The organism is Clostridium sp. SGI.024 (genome assembly GCF_050315195.1).
Lineage (GTDB): Bacteria > Bacillota > Clostridia > Clostridiales > Clostridiaceae > Clostridium.
In genome coordinates this window covers 97,343-113,295 of record NZ_JBNPON010000003.1, presented here as the reverse complement: position 1 = coordinate 113,295, position 15,953 = coordinate 97,343, and the positions used below count along the sequence as shown (strand labels likewise).

15 protein-coding genes are annotated in these 15,953 nt (G+C 28.2%); 10 read left to right on the top strand and 5 right to left on the bottom strand.

Features of this window, described 5'->3' with window-relative positions; genetic code table 11:
• Positions 1–84 precede the first annotated feature (84 nt).
• Positions 85–537: a methylglyoxal synthase gene (locus ACQRD5_RS01965; RefSeq protein ID WP_291627488.1), complete on the top strand. Its 453-nt coding sequence runs from the start codon at positions 85–87 to the stop codon at positions 535–537.
• A gap of 15 nt (positions 538–552) precedes the next feature.
• Positions 553–1,128: a TetR/AcrR family transcriptional regulator gene (locus ACQRD5_RS01960; RefSeq protein WP_291627490.1), complete on the top strand. Its 576-nt coding sequence runs from the start codon at positions 553–555 to the stop codon at positions 1,126–1,128.
• 94 nt (positions 1,129–1,222) lie between these two features.
• On the opposite strand, the gene ACQRD5_RS01955 is transcribed toward ACQRD5_RS01960, so the two are convergent.
• From ACQRD5_RS01955 to ACQRD5_RS01945, 3 genes are all read right to left on the bottom strand, one after another.
• Positions 1,223–4,741 carry a ZmpA/ZmpB/ZmpC family metallo-endopeptidase gene (locus ACQRD5_RS01955; RefSeq protein ID WP_294169203.1) on the bottom strand — a complete coding sequence of 1,173 codons (3,519 nt, stop codon included), beginning with the start codon at positions 4,739–4,741 and terminating at the stop codon, positions 1,223–1,225.
• 308 nt (positions 4,742–5,049) lie between these two features.
• Entirely contained in the window at positions 5,050–6,297 is a 1,248-nt protein-coding gene (locus ACQRD5_RS01950) for an MFS transporter (RefSeq protein ID WP_291627496.1), read from the bottom strand.
• Positions 6,298–6,355: 58 nt separating this feature from the next.
• The gene (locus ACQRD5_RS01945) at positions 6,356–7,660 is read right to left on the bottom strand and encodes an ectonucleotide pyrophosphatase/phosphodiesterase (protein WP_294169205.1); all 1,305 of its coding nucleotides are present in this window, start codon (positions 7,658–7,660) and stop codon (positions 6,356–6,358) included.
• 133 nt (positions 7,661–7,793) lie between these two features.
• Here ACQRD5_RS01945 and ACQRD5_RS01940 point away from each other — a divergent pair, with 133 nt between their 5' ends.
• Entirely contained in the window at positions 7,794–8,378 is a 585-nt protein-coding gene (locus ACQRD5_RS01940; protein WP_294169207.1) for a hypothetical protein, read from the top strand.
• 63 nt (positions 8,379–8,441) lie between these two features.
• The gene (locus ACQRD5_RS01935; RefSeq protein WP_291627506.1) at positions 8,442–8,573 is read left to right on the top strand and encodes a hypothetical protein; all 132 of its coding nucleotides are present in this window, start codon (positions 8,442–8,444) and stop codon (positions 8,571–8,573) included.
• A 260-nt stretch (positions 8,574–8,833) separates the two neighbouring features.
• On the opposite strand, the gene ACQRD5_RS01930 is transcribed toward ACQRD5_RS01935, so the two are convergent.
• Both ACQRD5_RS01930 and ACQRD5_RS01925 read right to left on the bottom strand, forming a co-directional pair.
• Positions 8,834–8,998 carry a hypothetical protein gene (locus tag ACQRD5_RS01930; protein WP_291627508.1) on the bottom strand — a complete coding sequence of 55 codons (165 nt, stop codon included), beginning with the start codon at positions 8,996–8,998 and terminating at the stop codon, positions 8,834–8,836.
• Positions 8,999–9,020: 22 nt separating this feature from the next.
• Positions 9,021–9,236, bottom strand: a complete 216-nt coding sequence (locus ACQRD5_RS01925; protein WP_294169211.1) for a hypothetical protein — start codon at positions 9,234–9,236, stop codon at positions 9,021–9,023.
• A 125-nt stretch (positions 9,237–9,361) separates the two neighbouring features.
• On the opposite strand from ACQRD5_RS01925, the gene ACQRD5_RS01920 reads away from it, so the two are divergent.
• The 6 genes from ACQRD5_RS01920 to ACQRD5_RS01895 all read left to right on the top strand — a co-directional run bounded on the left by ACQRD5_RS01920 (position 9,362) and on the right by ACQRD5_RS01895 (position 15,861).
• Positions 9,362–10,126, top strand: coding sequence for an HAD-IIB family hydrolase (locus ACQRD5_RS01920; RefSeq protein WP_427746482.1), 765 nt, complete (start codon positions 9,362–9,364; stop codon positions 10,124–10,126).
• 52 nt (positions 10,127–10,178) lie between these two features.
• The gene (locus ACQRD5_RS01915) at positions 10,179–11,117 is read left to right on the top strand and encodes a type I phosphomannose isomerase catalytic subunit (RefSeq protein ID WP_291627516.1); all 939 of its coding nucleotides are present in this window, start codon (positions 10,179–10,181) and stop codon (positions 11,115–11,117) included.
• Positions 11,118–11,563: 446 nt separating this feature from the next.
• Complete coding sequence (locus ACQRD5_RS01910) at positions 11,564–12,949, top strand: ABC transporter substrate-binding protein (RefSeq protein WP_291627519.1); 1,386 nt, start codon at positions 11,564–11,566, stop codon at positions 12,947–12,949.
• 65 nt (positions 12,950–13,014) lie between these two features.
• Positions 13,015–13,911, top strand: coding sequence for a carbohydrate ABC transporter permease (locus tag ACQRD5_RS01905; protein ID WP_291627521.1), 897 nt, complete (start codon positions 13,015–13,017; stop codon positions 13,909–13,911).
• Positions 13,912–13,933: 22 nt separating this feature from the next.
• Positions 13,934–14,761: a carbohydrate ABC transporter permease gene (locus ACQRD5_RS01900; RefSeq protein WP_291627523.1), complete on the top strand. Its 828-nt coding sequence runs from the start codon at positions 13,934–13,936 to the stop codon at positions 14,759–14,761.
• Positions 14,762–14,775: 14 nt separating this feature from the next.
• Positions 14,776–15,861 (top strand): glycoside hydrolase family 130 protein, encoded by a 1,086-nt coding sequence (locus ACQRD5_RS01895; RefSeq protein WP_291627526.1) that lies wholly within the window; start codon positions 14,776–14,778, stop codon positions 15,859–15,861.
• The last annotated feature ends 92 nt before the right edge of the window (positions 15,862–15,953 follow it).

The window sequence follows — 15,953 nt, the reverse complement described above, 5'->3', positions numbered from 1 at the left end:
CCTAATACCATTGTAAATTAATTTTCATTTATGTATAATTTTATTAATAGTGTAAATTGAATGTGTATGATACGGGGGAGAATTATGGAAGATTATACAATGGAAGTTGAAAAGAAGATAGCTCTTATTGCTCATGATAATAGGAAAGAAGCTCTATTAAGCTGGGCAGAAGAAAATAAAGAAGAATTAAGCAAGCATATACTTTGTGGTACAGGAACTACAGCAAAGATTATTAGTGAGAAAACAGGTTTAAAAGTAGAAGGCTTTAAAAGTGGCCCTATGGGTGGAGACCAACAAATAGGTGCAGCTATAGTAAATGGTGATATTGATATTATGATTTTCTTTTGGGATCCATTAACATCTCAGCCTCATGATCCTGATGTTAAAGCTTTATTAAGAATAGCAGTTTTATATGATGTAGCTGTTGCTATGAGTAAATCAACTGCAGATTTTCTTTTAACCTCCATTAATATTAATAAAGAGTATAATAGAAATGTTATAGATTATTATAATCGTATCCGTAAGGATAATTTCTAAGAAGGTGGAGAGTAAATGAATAAGACAAAAAGAGCTATTTTTGAATCTGCCATAAAGGTTTTTTCAAAAAGTGGCTATACTGGTGCCACTATGGATGAAGTAGTTGCAAAAGCTGGTGTTGCAAAGGGAAGTTTATATTATCATTTTAAAAGCAAAGAAGAACTTTTCATATTTATTATTAAGGAAGGTATGAACCTTATTCATGAAGAAGTTGAAAAAGCAACTGAAGGCATGGATAATCCTTATGAAATAATACAAGAATCTGTTAAGGTAATGCTTAAATATGTATATGAGAATAAGGATTTATTTAAAGTTATAATAAGTCAGCTATGGGGAAATGAAGAGCGTAATGATATGCTTAGAGATGAAATAAAAACTCTTATAGATAATAGCACATCTAAATTTAAAGCTGGTATAATTGGTGGCTTTATAAAAGATGAGGACCCAGAACTTTTAAGTTATAGTTTAGTTGGGGTTTTAGTTTCAGCAGCACTTTATGAAATTATCAATGAAAAAGAGTATGATCATGAAGAAGTTGCTAAAAAATTTATGAAGTATTTTGAACAAGGAATAAAAGCAAAAAAAAGTTAATTAGTATTAAGGAAGGAGTTGCCTAAGCAACTCCTTTATTAAAAATGTAGAATAGTAAAATCAAAAGACTTTGTAGTATCTACCTTTAATGAATTTAGTCATTAACTTTAATATTTATAGAAACTTCATCTGTACTTAAATCTGGATAAGTAACAACTACAGTAACAATTACATAACCAGCTTTAGAGGTATTAGGTGTGTACTTCCAAGAATAAGTTGTACCTTCTGGCAAGCTATACTTATTATATATGATATCTTCAGCTTTTGGTATTTCACCTTTTTGAACTTCAATTACCTTTGCTATTGGACGATATTTTATAGAAGCCCTTGAATACATTACAGTTACTATAACCTTATCTGTACTATTATCAGTATAAGTTACAGTAGTTTCTACCATATTTAGCCTACCCATAGTTGGAATATTACTTAAAACATCAATTTTCTTTATCTTATCCTTTGGTGCATCTATTATTATTGCATTCTTAATTTCATTTTCTGTAACAATTTGCCCATATTCCTTATTTATATTTCCACCAATTGCTGTATATTTTTCTGCATAAGTTTCTACTTTTAATTGAACTAGCTCATTAACTTTTATATTTACAGTTACTTCATCTTTACTTGAATCTGGATAAGTAATTACTACAACTCCATTTATAGTACCAGCAGTATTGGTATTTAAAGTATTCTTCCATGCATATTTTGTATTTTGTGGAAGAGTATCCTTGTTTGATATTACATCTTCTGCTTTTACTGTTGCACCCTTTTCCACTTCAATTGTTTTTGCTGTTGGTGAATACTTATTAGAAGCATCTTTATAACTTAAAGTTACTTTAGCTTTATCTACAGTATCATCTGTATAAGTAACAGTAACTTCTATAATGTTATTTTTTCCTGTAGTTGGAATTGCTCCTGAAATATCAACACTCTTAACTTTATCATCTGGTGCATTTTTAGTTATAGCATTTTTAATTTCATTTTCTGTAGCAGTTTGTCCATATTCTTTAGTAACAGTTCCATCAGTTACTGTATATTGTTCTGAGTAAGAAGGAGATTTATATATTGAAGTTTCAAAATCATTTGTACTCTTTAAGTAGGCTTTAAATATTGCAGCCTTCAATTTTTCAACTTCTGTATACTTTGGTTGTAGTCTACTATATCCTTCTATTGAAGTATTTGGATTTGCTAAATCCATATTTACTGCTTGAGTCATAAGTTCTTTAAGCTTATCAAAGCTATCTATTGTATGATTTTGATTATTCCAGTTAATAGTTACAGTAGTTAATTTATCAGTATTATTAATACGTTCAGCAAACATAGCTTTCTTAAATTCTGCCATATTCTTGTATTTACCATTAAATATCTTATTTAATATATACTCATCTGATAAAACTTTACCTTCATTTGTAGCATCAACCTTATATTGATTAGAAATGTATGGAACTAATCCGTTATAATATCCATACTCTGCAAGAAGCTCGTATGAAAGCCTTCTTGTAATGATATCTCCTGATACCCCTTGGTTGTTTTGTACCCCTGCATAAATTGGTGAAAATAAAGGTACTACATAATATCCATTACTTTCTGCTACTCCAGTCCTATCTCTTCCCATAAATTCATATCTAGAAGCAATTATATTATTATCAATAAGACTATTTATATCAGTTAATTGTCCTGCTTCTTCCATAGAGATATTTGAGAATTTATCTATCTTATGTACAGAGTTTCCTTCACCCTTATTAAATCTTACTCTAGTACCATCTACTTGTTCTAACTTGTTAAACCATTTTTGTTTTATTGCTGTATCCTTTTGTAATACTACATCTGCTTCAGCATAATCTAATGTATACAATACATCAAATAGCCCTTTCATATATTGTTGTACATCGTTTTCGTCTTGGAAACGAGTTGGGGAAGAATTTTGGTATCTGTCATCACTTTCTTTATTAAAAATTAAGTTAATATTAAATATTGGATCATTTAAGTAATAAGATTCATATAATCCTCTTGCATAGAATTCCGAGTCTAATCCATCACGTTTTCCAAAATTATTCATCCAAACACTTTTTTCTAAATGATGTGTCATTTCATGAGTATATGTAGAAAGACCTCTTTCCTCCAATGCTTTTGCTAAGAAGAATCTAATTCCTGTTCCTTCTGCTTGTCCATCAGCTTGTAAGTAATTGCCATACATATTAAGTGGAACAATAAATTCCTTTATTCCAATGGAAGCTTTATCTCCTGATTTAGGTGACCATTCATTCTGAGTATTATAAGTATAAGAATCAGTATATAATCTATGACTATCAATAACAATTCTATTAGTTTTTAATAATCCATGAAGATTTTCTTTTCCAATTCTATACCAAAAATCTATAAATTCACTTTGAGAATCAGATGCTGATTTTAATTTTTCTTCAAATTCTTTAATTTTTTCCTTATATAAATTAGGGTTAGAAGTTTTTAGATTACGATTAACATAGGTATCTACTAATCCATAAGTTATACTAGCTGAATTAGAAATAGCATAAATACTATTTTCAGGTACTGTTAAGAGTGGTAGTATATGAGATTTTGTTCTTTCCTCAGAAGCTAATTTTGTATATAATCCAACATTTATATTTGGATTTTCTTTTGATTGTCCTTCTACGATGAATGCCTTACTAGCTTCTTTAAACCACTCATTCATAGATTTGTTAGGTATAAATTTATTTTTGTTTGATTCTAAGAAAGCAGTTAATGATCTGTCATCTGTAATTTTTCCAACAAAAATTTTGTTAAATGTGTTTAAGTTATTTGAAAACTGATAGTCTGCTCCAGTTAAAGAACCAACTTCAATTAACCAATCTATAGGATCTACTGTTTTTCCATATGTACTTGGATTATAAATTAATATGTCTTTAAGATTTTTATCACCAAATTTAAAATCGTAAAGTCTATCTATATAAGTTAAGCCTAACAATAATTCTTCTTTTTTACTAGTTATTTTATTTACGTAATATTCTGAATTTTTTTCGCGATTAGTAGCTAAAGTAGAAGAAGTATCTAATAATTTGCTAATAACACTTTCAATATCCTTTTGAATATCTTTAAAGGTATTTCTATATAATTCTACTTCTGGATTTTCCTTATTAAGTTCTGCTATTGCTTCTGCATCAGTTATATCTGCAATTTTTTTACCAGTCTTTTTAAATATATCTACTTTTTTATATAGTATTTCAGTCATTCTGTATTGTTTTGATGCTAGCTTACCAGAAATTTTTTCATTAGTATCATAGTCAATAGATTTAAGTGCACTTACAGTTGCATTAATAACCTTAGCTTTCTCATCATCGCTAATTTTTGCTTCTGTAGTATTATTTTCTTTGGCTGGATCCTCGGTTGTAATTGTTTCAGGTTCACTTGTACTTTCTTCACTATTTAGTACAATTGCATTAGGTTGAATTCCTTCTGCTTTTACAATGCCAGTATTACCAAAGCACATTGTCCATCCTATTATACAAGAAACTACGCCCACTGATAATTTAGTAATTCTGTACTTTGGTTGCTTACTCCTAGATTTCTTTTCTTTAATGATTTCTTCAAAGTCATTTTTCTTCTTTTTTGTTTTCACAAATCATTCCTCCTATTCTTTAAAAAAATTTATAGTAGAATTAAAAAAAATATTCTACTTAGCAATAATATACGATATATTTAAAGAAATGAGTATAGTTTTCAGAGGATTTCATTAAAAAATATAAATTATTTGCATAATTTTATGCAATTTGTGAAATGTTATGATTTATTAATATAAGATTAAGTATAAGCCCATAAATTAAATATATATTAAAGAAGGAGCTGTAGCACTAAAAAATAGTGAACAGCTCCTTTATGTGTTTCTAGGATAATAAACTAATTAATTATTCCTCATCAACTTTTACTTTAAGAAATTTCTTCTTTAACCTTTATTAAGAAAATAAATCCTATAACAAATAAAAGAATTAAACTTAAAATTCCATTTCTAGTTTGTCCAGTTGCTTGAGTTATTATAGCCATAAGTAATGGGCCCATAATAGCTGCAAATTTTCCAAAGATATTATAGAAACCAAAAAATTCATTTGCATTTTCCTTAGGTACCATCTTTCCAAAGAAGGATCTAGAAATAGCTTGAATACCACCTTGAGCAGAGCCTACTGCCATAGCTAATATCCAAAAGTCTATGGTAGTCTTTATAAAATATGCATAGATACATATTATAGTATAGGTAATTATTCCAACATAAAGTAGTTTTTTAGCACCAATCTTTTCAGATAGCTTACCATATAAAATTGTAAATGGGAAAGCTACAAACTGAGTTAATAGCAAAATTATAAGTAAGGATACCATAGAAATCCCAAGGTCTGTTCCATAGGAGGAAGCCATACCTATAATAGTATCTACACCATCTATATAGAAGAAGTATGCTATTAAAAATAAGAATATATTTTTATGACTTTTAATAGCCTTAAGTGTAGAAAATAATCTTTTAAAAGATTTTTTTACAGGACTCTTTTCAGGTTCAACATAATATATTTGATTTACATTCTTAAGTATAGGAATAGTAAATATAAGCCACCAAATAGATGTAATTAAAAAGGTAATTTTACATGCAAGAGGAAGGCTTATAGGTAGAATTTCCTTTTGAGTAAGTAAAACAACTGCTATTGAAATTATAAACGGAATTGTACTTCCAATATATCCAAGAGCAAAACCATAGGATGAAATTTTATCCATTCTATCCTTGTTAGTGACATCTATTAAAAATGCATCATAGAAAATATTAGTTCCGGAAAATCCAACTAAGGTAAACCCATAACATATTAACAATAAAATAGGATTATTTTCTGGAATAAAAGCAAGTAAAGTTGTAAATAATACACCAATACTAAAGAAAAACTTAAAAAACTTTTTCTTATTTCCTTTATAATCTGCAATAGTACCTAGAATTGGGGCAAGTAAGGATACTATCATTGTAGAAAAAGAAATTGTATAGCCCCAAAGAGCTGTAGAGTTTGAAGCAGACATACCTCCAGCTTCTGCAACTGATTTAAAATAAATAGGTAATACAGTAGAGGTAATGGTCATTGAATAAGCAGAATTAGCCCAATCATAAAATGCCCAACTCTTTTCCTGTTTCGTTAAACTTTTCATATATTCCCTCCATAACTTATAAGTATAATTCAGATTCTATAAAATAATTTGCATTTATCTATAACTCAAAAATTCCTTCTTCAATTTTTCCGTCAGTTTCTCCAAAGTTAACACCTAAAATTTTAGCAAGAGTAGGGCCATGATTTATAAGTTTACCACCATTAATTTCTAATCCTTTTTTAATACCCTTGCCATAAGCCAAGAAGAAGGTGTTATAATTAGGCTTTTTAGGGTGATATCCATGAGTTGCCTTAGTTCTATGAGATATCTTTCCAATTTCCTTTTCTTTAACCTTTTCAATTACACTTCCTAAAGCTTCATCAACAAAATAAAAATTATTATTACCTTCAACCATAAAGCTACAAGTAGGATCAGCCCCTTCTTTTTCAGCTTCCTCTGAGGTTAAGATAAAATCAATAGGTGAATCCTTGCTATTTTTAAGGCTTTCTAATAATTCTGTAACTTTCTTATAAGTTTCAGTATCATTTTTATTCTTTAAATATACATAAGAAGAACCATCACAGCTTTTAGCCACAGCCTTGTAAGATTTAATTATTCCTTTTTTATTAACTTTAATTAATTCAGCCTGTCTAAATAAAGAGTTAAGCCTGATCATATAATCACCATCTAAGGCACTATGGTCTCCTAAAGCTACAATAGTACTATCTTCAAAGATATTTGCTTTCTTTAAAGTATCTATTATATCTCCCAATCTTTCATTATGTCTAAATAAAGCATCATTAGCTTCTTTGCTATTATATCCATGGTAATGCCTATTAGTATCAACGTCGGTATAGTGAATAAGTAATAAATTAGGCTTATACTTAGAAATAGTATATTTTACTGATTCATGTACAAAATTATCTAAAGCAGGTTGAGATAACCCTTTTCTTAAGTGACCAAAACGCTTATTTAAATCTAATTGATATTTAATACTTCCAGATAGAGCTGACATAACTAATTGATTTTGCCATGGCTTTGGAGCAAAAATTTCTGTTAAGTTATAAGTTATATTACTGCGTCCAGAAACTGGCCATAATAAAGCAGCAGTAGTTAAGCCCTTTTCATAAGCTAAATCATATAATGTAGTTGCTTTAATATACTTCCTATACCAATACCAATTTGGATTTACATCAGAAAATTTATTTAAAGTATTATTAATTATCCCATGATTTTTAGGATACCTTCCTGTCATAATTGTAGCATGTGCAGGATAGGTTAAAGTAGGGTATACACTTTCAACATTTGTTATTAAGCTTCCATTATCTATTAAGTATTTAAAATTATTTAATTTCTTTAGTTTATTAATATCCTCTGATGATACAGCATCAAAAGATATGACTATCAAATATTTTGTTTCCATTAAAATTCCAATCCTTCTATAAAGTATAGTTTATAATTTAATTATACATAAATATTAATACAAATAGAATATATTGGTATGAATACTTATTATAAATTTATATAGAGTAATTCTTAAGGTTGTGATGATATAAGTGAGTAAAGATAATTGTAATCCATTTGCTGGTGGAGAAGTTCCACCTTGTAGTGAATTATTAGGGAATTCTAATCCCATAATTAAAGATGGTGAATTAATTTTTAAAAATAATAATAGAGTGTTTTATTTTATAAGTACAAATTCACAAATTGATAATTCCACAACAGGTTGTTATTCACTTGGATGTTCAAATGTACAAACTAATTTACAAATTAGCTTGGATACTTTTTTAGTAGGGTTATATATAAATGAGGTTGAGATTGGAAATATAAAGCATAACAAAGAAAATACTATTCATAATAATGAAGCCGCTAATGATTTTATTAATACTACTCTTGAAAATAAGCCAGATATAACAGTGGACTATAATCCAGAACTAATAATAGTAATATCAAATAACAATGCAATTCTTTCTCTATATACCAATGTAATTAATATATCTCCTTTAAACTATTATATTTTGTTTATACTAAATAGATTAGAAAATCATCCTGGATTATTTTTTGGCAATAACTCTTATGCCACTGAAGATGAAATTAATTTTACTCTAGCAGAATTAGCTATAAGATTTCCATTTGAATAATAATAATGAGATAATAATAGAAAGCATTTAATTAATAAATGGGTATATATTTATGTAGGAAATATGGAGAGGTTACTTATAGTAGAGGATGAGAAACAAATTAGTAAAGTAATGAAATTATATTTAGAGAAAGAAAGATATTTAATTGATTTAGCAAGTGATGAGAAAATTGCAGGAAATCAAGTAAATAGATAATGTGATGGATCAAGAAATAGAATGATGAATGGTAGAAATAATTAACAAGAAAAATTGTTTTTCTTTCAAGTACATTATTAGTAGTAATTAGTAATTTACTACTAAGGTAGTTATAGGTAGAGTTTTCACTTAACTCATTTATATAGGAAATTCCAAGGGTGTTGTTTAAAATTTATTGAATAAATAAAAAAGATAACCACTTTAATTATCGATGAAAAAAATAAGATAATTAAGTGGTTATCTAAAATAATTATTTCTTATTAATAGAATTGATTGGTTTTACTTTTTCTAGCAACTTCTGACTTATTTGGGTAGCTATAAAATGAAGTTGATATATTATTTGAATTTATTGGTGTTGCAACATTTTTACTTTTCATAGGAATAGTTCCATCTGTTTTGTGCTTTCTATTATTAGACTTAGCCATATTACATTCCTCCTAGAAATTATTAAATATCATTGATCCAATAAGAATCTGGCTGCTCTGTATAATCAAACTCTGCATTAGAGATATTGTTTACAACTATTGGATCTTCTACAGTGCTTGGCAAAGGTGATGATGGACCTTCTAGTTTACCATGACTAATTAAAGTATGTGGTTCTGGAGCATAGCCAGTTCTTTCTTCAGGTAAATAAGCATTTTTATTGTTCTCGATATTTTTCATATAAATCCCTCCTTATAATATTATTATTTGAAGGAAATTATTTTTAATTCCTAGTATTATATTCTAGTATTTATACAAATATGATACAATAATTGGAGGAAATTATAATATTAATGGAGGGGAGAATGAGAAAATTATTAGCTACAGATTTAGATGGAACTTTATTAAAAGATAATAAGGTTACTGAAGAAAATAGTAAGTCTGTTTATAAATTTGAAAAAGAAGAAAATTTATTAGTGATTTCAACAGGAAGACCTTATAATGGAATAGGAATGTTAAAAGAAGAAAACAATATAATTGCAGATTATTATATTTTATTAAATGGAGCATTAATTGTAGATTCATTAGGAAATGTCATTGAGCAAAAGTTTATTGAAAAAGATAATATAGAAAAGATTCTTAAAGATGTATTTGAAGATAATACTTTTATTTCTTTAGAATCAGGATATATGACATATATATTAACAGAGGGTGATGATTTACCATATCCTGTTAAGAGAAGTGTTAATTCTTTAGGAGAAATAGATGATAAAATAAGCTTAATTACTGTTTATAGTCCTATTAAGGAAATATGTGAAATTGAAACTCTTAAAAATAATATAAATAAAAAATATGGAGATAATATTATTGCTTATAGAAATGATAAATATATAGACATAGTTCCGGTAGGATGTTCTAAAGGATCTGCCTTGAAGGCTTTAGTAGAGAAAGAAGAAATTATAGAAGATAATGTTTATGCTATAGGTGACTCATGGAATGATGTTAGTATGTTTGAAGCTGTAAAAAATTCTTTTACTTTTTATTATGCTGAAGCTGAGTTAAAAAAACATGCAACATATATAGTTTCATCTGTTTCAGAATGTATTGAAAAATTTATACTTGCAAATTAAGGAAAAGATATATAATTATAGATGTAAAGACATATTTTATGGGAGGAGTTTTATGTATCCAATTAAATTTGAAAACTTATATTATGAAAAAATTTGGGGCGGAAGAGATTTTGAAAGCTTCAGAACTAATTTGCCAGAAGGAGAAATAGGAGAAAGCTGGGATATAGCTTGTCACCCAAATGGAACAGGCGTAGTTGAAAATGGAGAATTTAAAGGAATTAGATTTGATGATTTAATAAAAAAATATGGGCATGCTTTAGTTGGTAATAAAGTCACCTTAGAAAAGTTTCCTTTACTTATTAAGTTAATAAATTCAAAAGAAAAGTTATCAGTACAAGTTCATCCAGGTGATGAGTATGCAGCAAAGTATGAAGGAGATTATGGTAAAACTGAAGCTTGGTATGTTATAGATGCAAAACCAGGTGCTTCTTTAATAGTTGGAACAAAGGATTGCACTAAAGAAGAATTTAAAGAAGCTATAAAAAATAATAATGTAGAAGAATATTTAAATAAAATTGAAGTTAAAAAGGGAGATTGTTTTTTAATAAATAGTGGTTTAGTACATGCTATTTGTGAAGGAGTTATTATAGCAGAAATTCAACAAAATAGTGATGTAACTTATAGAGTTTATGATTATGGAAGACCAAGAGAAATACATGTTGAGAAGGCTCTTGATGTTATTAATTTTGATCTTCAATGTGAGAATTTAAGTGATAATGAAGAAATTAAATATGAAGGATATTCAAAATGTATTCTTTGTAAAAATCAGTATTTTGGAATAGAAAAAATATCAATAGACAAGGAATATATGGATAAAACTAATGAAGATAAATTTGATATGTATACTTGTGTTGAAGGTGAAGGTACAATTGAAGGACAAGATTTTTTAGAAAATATAAAAATGGGAGATAGCTTTTTAATTCCAGCAACCTTAGGAAACTACAAAATAAAAGGAAAAATTAAAGTTTTAAAAAGTTACCCAATAGTCTAATATTAAGTTAGAAACTAATAAAGATTCTGTGGATATAAGAATTGCAGAAATAGGTGATGATGTAGGACTTAGAGGAGCAGGCTTTTTAATAATATAATAACATTGAATAATAGAAGTGTGAATATGATATTGCATAACTCTAGAGATTTCTAGGAAAAAGCAAGTTATATTTACACTTTTTTTATTTTTAAGGAAATTACATTAGGATATAAATTAAAGATAGAATCATAAAATTTTACTTTAAAAATAAATATAAAAAAATTCAAAAATTAAAGTTAATTTACGTTGTAATTAAAGTAAATTAAATTTAAAATAATAATTGAAAGGTTTACAAAAAGATTTTGTAAAGCTTTTAGCATGATATATTTATAAAATTAAAGTATTTATTAAATTAATTAAAGCTTGTAAAAAGAAAATAATTAAAAAAATAAAGGGAGGATTTTTTTATGAGTAAAATTACTAAAATTATTTCAGCATTAGCTTTATCTACAATGATGGTTACTTCATTAGTAGGATGCGCAGGTTTAAAGAAGGATAACACATCTTCAACTGGAGAAACTGTAACTGTTAGTTTTTGGACAGCACCACAAAAGGTACAATATGATTTTTGGACAAGCAAAGCAGAAGCATTTAATGCAACTAATACTAAAGTAGGTGATAAGGTTGTAAAACTTGAAGTTCAACAAATGCCTGAAACACCATCATCAGAAGCTGGAATACAAAATGCGCTAGCAACAGGAACAGCACCAGCAATTTCAGAAAATATAAATAGAGGATTTGCTACAACATTAGCGCAATCAGAAGCAGTTTACTCATTAGAAAATGAAGATTGGTTTAAGGATATAGTAAAAAACAGAGCATTAGAATCAGTTATCCCAGGTTGGGAAATTGAAGGTAGTCAATATGTAATTCCAATGTATGTTAATCCAATGGTATTACAATGGAATACAAAAGCTTTAAAGGAATTAGGCTTTGATAAAGCACCAGAAACAAAAGCAGAATTTGATAATGTGGTTGCTAAGTTCAAAGAAAATAAAGATAAGATGTCAGCAATAGGAGTTACTCATGTATTCTATAGAAATTCTTTAATTAGACCAGATCAATGGTGGGATAGATCTTCAGACTTCCAAAATATTTATCTATCATTTAGTGGTGGAAAATCATGGGTAGAAGGAAATAAATTAGTTTTAGATAAAGAATCTGCAAAAGAATCATTTGAATTCTTTGGATCATTAGGCAATACATTATTAACATCAGAAGTACCAAATATATGGGCAGAAGAAAACCCACAAGTATTATTTACAATAGCAGCTCCATGGGAAATTCAATCTTTAAGAGAAGGTGGAAAAGTTTATGGAGAAGACTATACATATGGACCAATGATAGTTAAGAATGAAGGAGATACACCTTATAACTATGCAGATGCTAAAGGTTTGGTTTTATATAAATCTGACAATATTACAGATGAAATGCATGAAGGTGCAGTTGAATTTATAAAGTGGTTATATAACGAAGAAAACTCTGCAAAAACAGATTTAGAATGGTTAGAAGCAACTACTATGTTACCAGTAAGAGGAGATTTAGTTGAGAATGAAGAGTTTGCAAAGTATTTAGAAGAAAACGCAGAATTAAAAGCTTTAGCAGGACAAGTAGAATATTCTATTCCATGTATGCCACACGATAAAATGGCACAAATACAGGAAGCATTAGGTAATAGTTTAGCTTCATATCTAGAAACTACTTTATCATCAGATGCTTTAACAAAAACTGATGCTACTAAGTATGTAGATGAAGCTTTTGAAGCAATGAAACAAGCTGGTGGTTTAGAATAGTTTATCATAATAAAGCAAAGATGAATAACTTTATCTTTGCTTTATTTGTAAAGGAGTGGCACTAAATGAAGAGTAGAATAGAAAGTCTAAAAAATAGGGGAGGATTTTTAGGGTGGTTATTTAATATACCATATTTGGCATATTCAGTTATTTTCTTTTTAATACCATTATTTTGGGCATTTTGGTTGTCTATGACTGACTGGAACTTAATGTCTAAGAATAAAAATTTCATAGGTATAGATAACTTTAAAGCACTATTTACAGATCCAAGAATTAAAGCAGCATTTATAAACTCATTTAAATATTTAATACCTATTGTTCTTTTTACTGTAGCAATAGCAATTGTTATAGCACTTTTAGTTCATAATTTACCAGATAAGGTAAAAGGAATCACATCAGTATTATTTTTTATACCTTACTTAACTTCAGGTGTAGCTGTATCAGTAGTAGTTAGATATTTCTTTAGTTATAACTCTGCATTAAATGTTTTCTTAAGAAATAAAGGTATTAACATTGACTGGTTTAGAGATCCAAAGTGGTCATTTATTATAGTTGTTGGAATAGTAGTTTGGAAGATGTCAGGCTATTATGCACTATTTATATTATCAGCATTAGAGTCTATTTCAGAGGATGTACATGATGCATGTAAAATAGATGGAGTAACTGGTTTAAGAAAGTTTATAAGTGTAACTTTACCAATGATAATACCAACATTAACAACAGTTGTTGTTTTAGCAGCTGGTCTAGCTTTTGGTATCTTTACAGAACCATATTTATTAACTGGTGGTGGGCCAAATTTAGCAACAACCACATGGCAACTTGAAATTTATAATACTTCATTTACTAATTTCCAATCAGGATATGGAGCAGCTATTGCAATAGCTAATGCAGTACATATCTTTGTAACAATTAAGATAATCACATTTATAATGGAAAAGATTAACATTAAATTTGGTATGTAAATATTAAGTTGGAGGATAAGTTATGAAAAAGAAGTTAAATATAAAAACTATTTTAGTAATAGTATTAACTATTATAATACTAGGAATTTCATTATTCCCATACTTCTATATGATAATTCAATCATTAGCACCATGGGAACAAACAGATAAGGTAATGATTCCAAATGCATTTACAGTAAAAAGTTATGAATATCTATTAGGGGGAAGTGGAGGAGCAAGTGCAAGCATGTGGATAAAAGCATTACTTAATTCATTTATAGTCTCCACTCCTACAGCAATAATTTCAGTATTAGTTGGATTATTAGTTGGTTATTCAGTTTCTAAGATGAAGAATTTTAGAGGTGATAAATTTATAATGAATTCATTACTATTTCAAATGTTTTTCCCTGTAATTATATTACTTGTTCCTAGATATATAATATCAAAACCATTATCAAATACATATTTAGGAATGATATTACCATTATCAGTATCAATCTGGGGTATATTTATGTATATAAATTATTTCAAATCATTACCAGATGCTGTATTTGAAGCTGCTAGAATGGATGGAGCTTCAGAACTGAAAATATTATGGCATATAGCCTTTCCAGTAACTAAGTCAGTTACAACTATAGTATTTTTATCAACATTTATGACAAGATGGTCAGAACTTATGTGGGACATGCTGATATCCCCAAAGATAAATATGCAAACATTAAATGTATTAATCTCAACACAATTTAAGCCAATGGGAAATTTACCAGGACCTATGTATGCAGCATCAGTAATATTAACATTACCAATAGTGATAATGTTCTTATGCTTCTCTAAATATTTTAAAGAGGGTATAAACTTTATGTTAAAGTAAAAGGAGAATTAAATATGACAAATAAGATAGTAGTTAAAAGAAGTGAAAGAAATCCATTAATAAAGCCTAGTGACGTAAAGCCTAGTAGAGAAGATTTTAAGGTGGATGGTGTATTTAACTGTGGAGTATGTAAATATAATGATGAATATATATTACTTTGTAGAGTAGCAGAATCAGTTAAGATAGATAATGAAGATGAAGTTAAGATACCAGTAGTAGTTAATAAAGATGGAAAAGATATTATAGAGATTATTTCTTTTAATAAAAAGATAGATACACAGTATGACTATTCAGACTCACGCTCTTTATGGACTGTAGATAGTAAGGGATCAAGAAAGATAGCTTATTTAACATCACTATCTCATATTAGAATAGCAAGATCAAAAGATGGAGAAAACTTTACAATTGATGATGAAGCATTTATTAAACCAATAGCTTCTGAAGAAGAATGGGGAATAGAAGATCCAAGAGTAACAAAAATAGAAGATACTTATTATATAAATTACACTTCAGTTACTAGAAATGGAGCTACAACTTCTTTAGTATCAACAAAGGATTTTGTAAGCTATGAAAGACATGGAATTATATTTGCTCCAGAAAATAAAGATGTAACAATATTCCCAGAAAAAATAAATGGAAAGTATATGACATTTAATAGACCAGTACCATCAGCTATAGGAGGACCTGATATGTGGCTTGCAGAGTCATTAGATTTAATACATTGGGGAAAACAAAAACACTTCTATGGAGTATCTAATGAAGATTCTTGGGAAAATGGAAGAGTTGGTGGAGGAGCTGTACCATTTTTAACTGAAAGAGGATGGGTTAAGATTTATCATGCAGCAGATAAAAATGATAGATATTGTTTAGGAGCATTCTTACTAGATAAAGATGATCCAAGTAAGATATTAGGAAAAACAACAGAAGCAATATTAGAACCAGAAGCAGAGTATGAAAAAGAAGGTTTCTTTGGAAATGTAGTATTTACATGTGGATGTATTTATGAAGATGGAATAGTAAAAATATACTACGGAGCAGCAGATGATAAAGTTTGTAGAGCGGATATAGAAATTGAAGAAATCTTTAAACTTATAAAATAACAATTGTGACATAAAATTTGGAGTTAAGCATTAGCTTAATTCCTACCTCTATTTGTAGAACCCATAATCTTCTTAAGATAATAATAAAGGAT

What these genes read in the sequence shown, in the direction of transcription:
- ACQRD5_RS01965 (WP_291627488.1), top strand. Translation starts at nt 85, where the DNA reads ATGGAAGATTATACAATGGAAGTTGAAAAGAAGATAGCTCTTATTGCT.
- ACQRD5_RS01960 (WP_291627490.1), top strand. Translation starts at nt 553, where the DNA reads ATGAATAAGACAAAAAGAGCTATTTTTGAATCTGCCATAAAGGTTTTT.
- ACQRD5_RS01950 (WP_291627496.1), bottom strand. Translation starts at nt 6,297, where the DNA reads ATGAAAAGTTTAACGAAACAGGAAAAGAGTTGGGCATTTTATGATTGG.
- ACQRD5_RS01945 (WP_294169205.1), bottom strand. Translation starts at nt 7,660, where the DNA reads ATGGAAACAAAATATTTGATAGTCATATCTTTTGATGCTGTATCATCA.
- ACQRD5_RS01935 (WP_291627506.1), top strand. Translation starts at nt 8,442, where the DNA reads ATGGAGAGGTTACTTATAGTAGAGGATGAGAAACAAATTAGTAAAGTA.
- ACQRD5_RS01930 (WP_291627508.1), bottom strand. Translation starts at nt 8,998, where the DNA reads ATGGCTAAGTCTAATAATAGAAAGCACAAAACAGATGGAACTATTCCT.
- ACQRD5_RS01925 (WP_294169211.1), bottom strand. Translation starts at nt 9,236, where the DNA reads ATGAAAAATATCGAGAACAATAAAAATGCTTATTTACCTGAAGAAAGA.
- ACQRD5_RS01920 (WP_427746482.1), top strand. Translation starts at nt 9,362, where the DNA reads ATGAGAAAATTATTAGCTACAGATTTAGATGGAACTTTATTAAAAGAT.
- ACQRD5_RS01915 (WP_291627516.1), top strand. Translation starts at nt 10,179, where the DNA reads ATGTATCCAATTAAATTTGAAAACTTATATTATGAAAAAATTTGGGGC.
- ACQRD5_RS01910 (WP_291627519.1), top strand. Translation starts at nt 11,564, where the DNA reads ATGAGTAAAATTACTAAAATTATTTCAGCATTAGCTTTATCTACAATG.
- ACQRD5_RS01905 (WP_291627521.1), top strand. Translation starts at nt 13,015, where the DNA reads ATGAAGAGTAGAATAGAAAGTCTAAAAAATAGGGGAGGATTTTTAGGG.
- ACQRD5_RS01900 (WP_291627523.1), top strand. Translation starts at nt 13,934, where the DNA reads ATGAAAAAGAAGTTAAATATAAAAACTATTTTAGTAATAGTATTAACT.
- ACQRD5_RS01895 (WP_291627526.1), top strand. Translation starts at nt 14,776, where the DNA reads ATGACAAATAAGATAGTAGTTAAAAGAAGTGAAAGAAATCCATTAATA.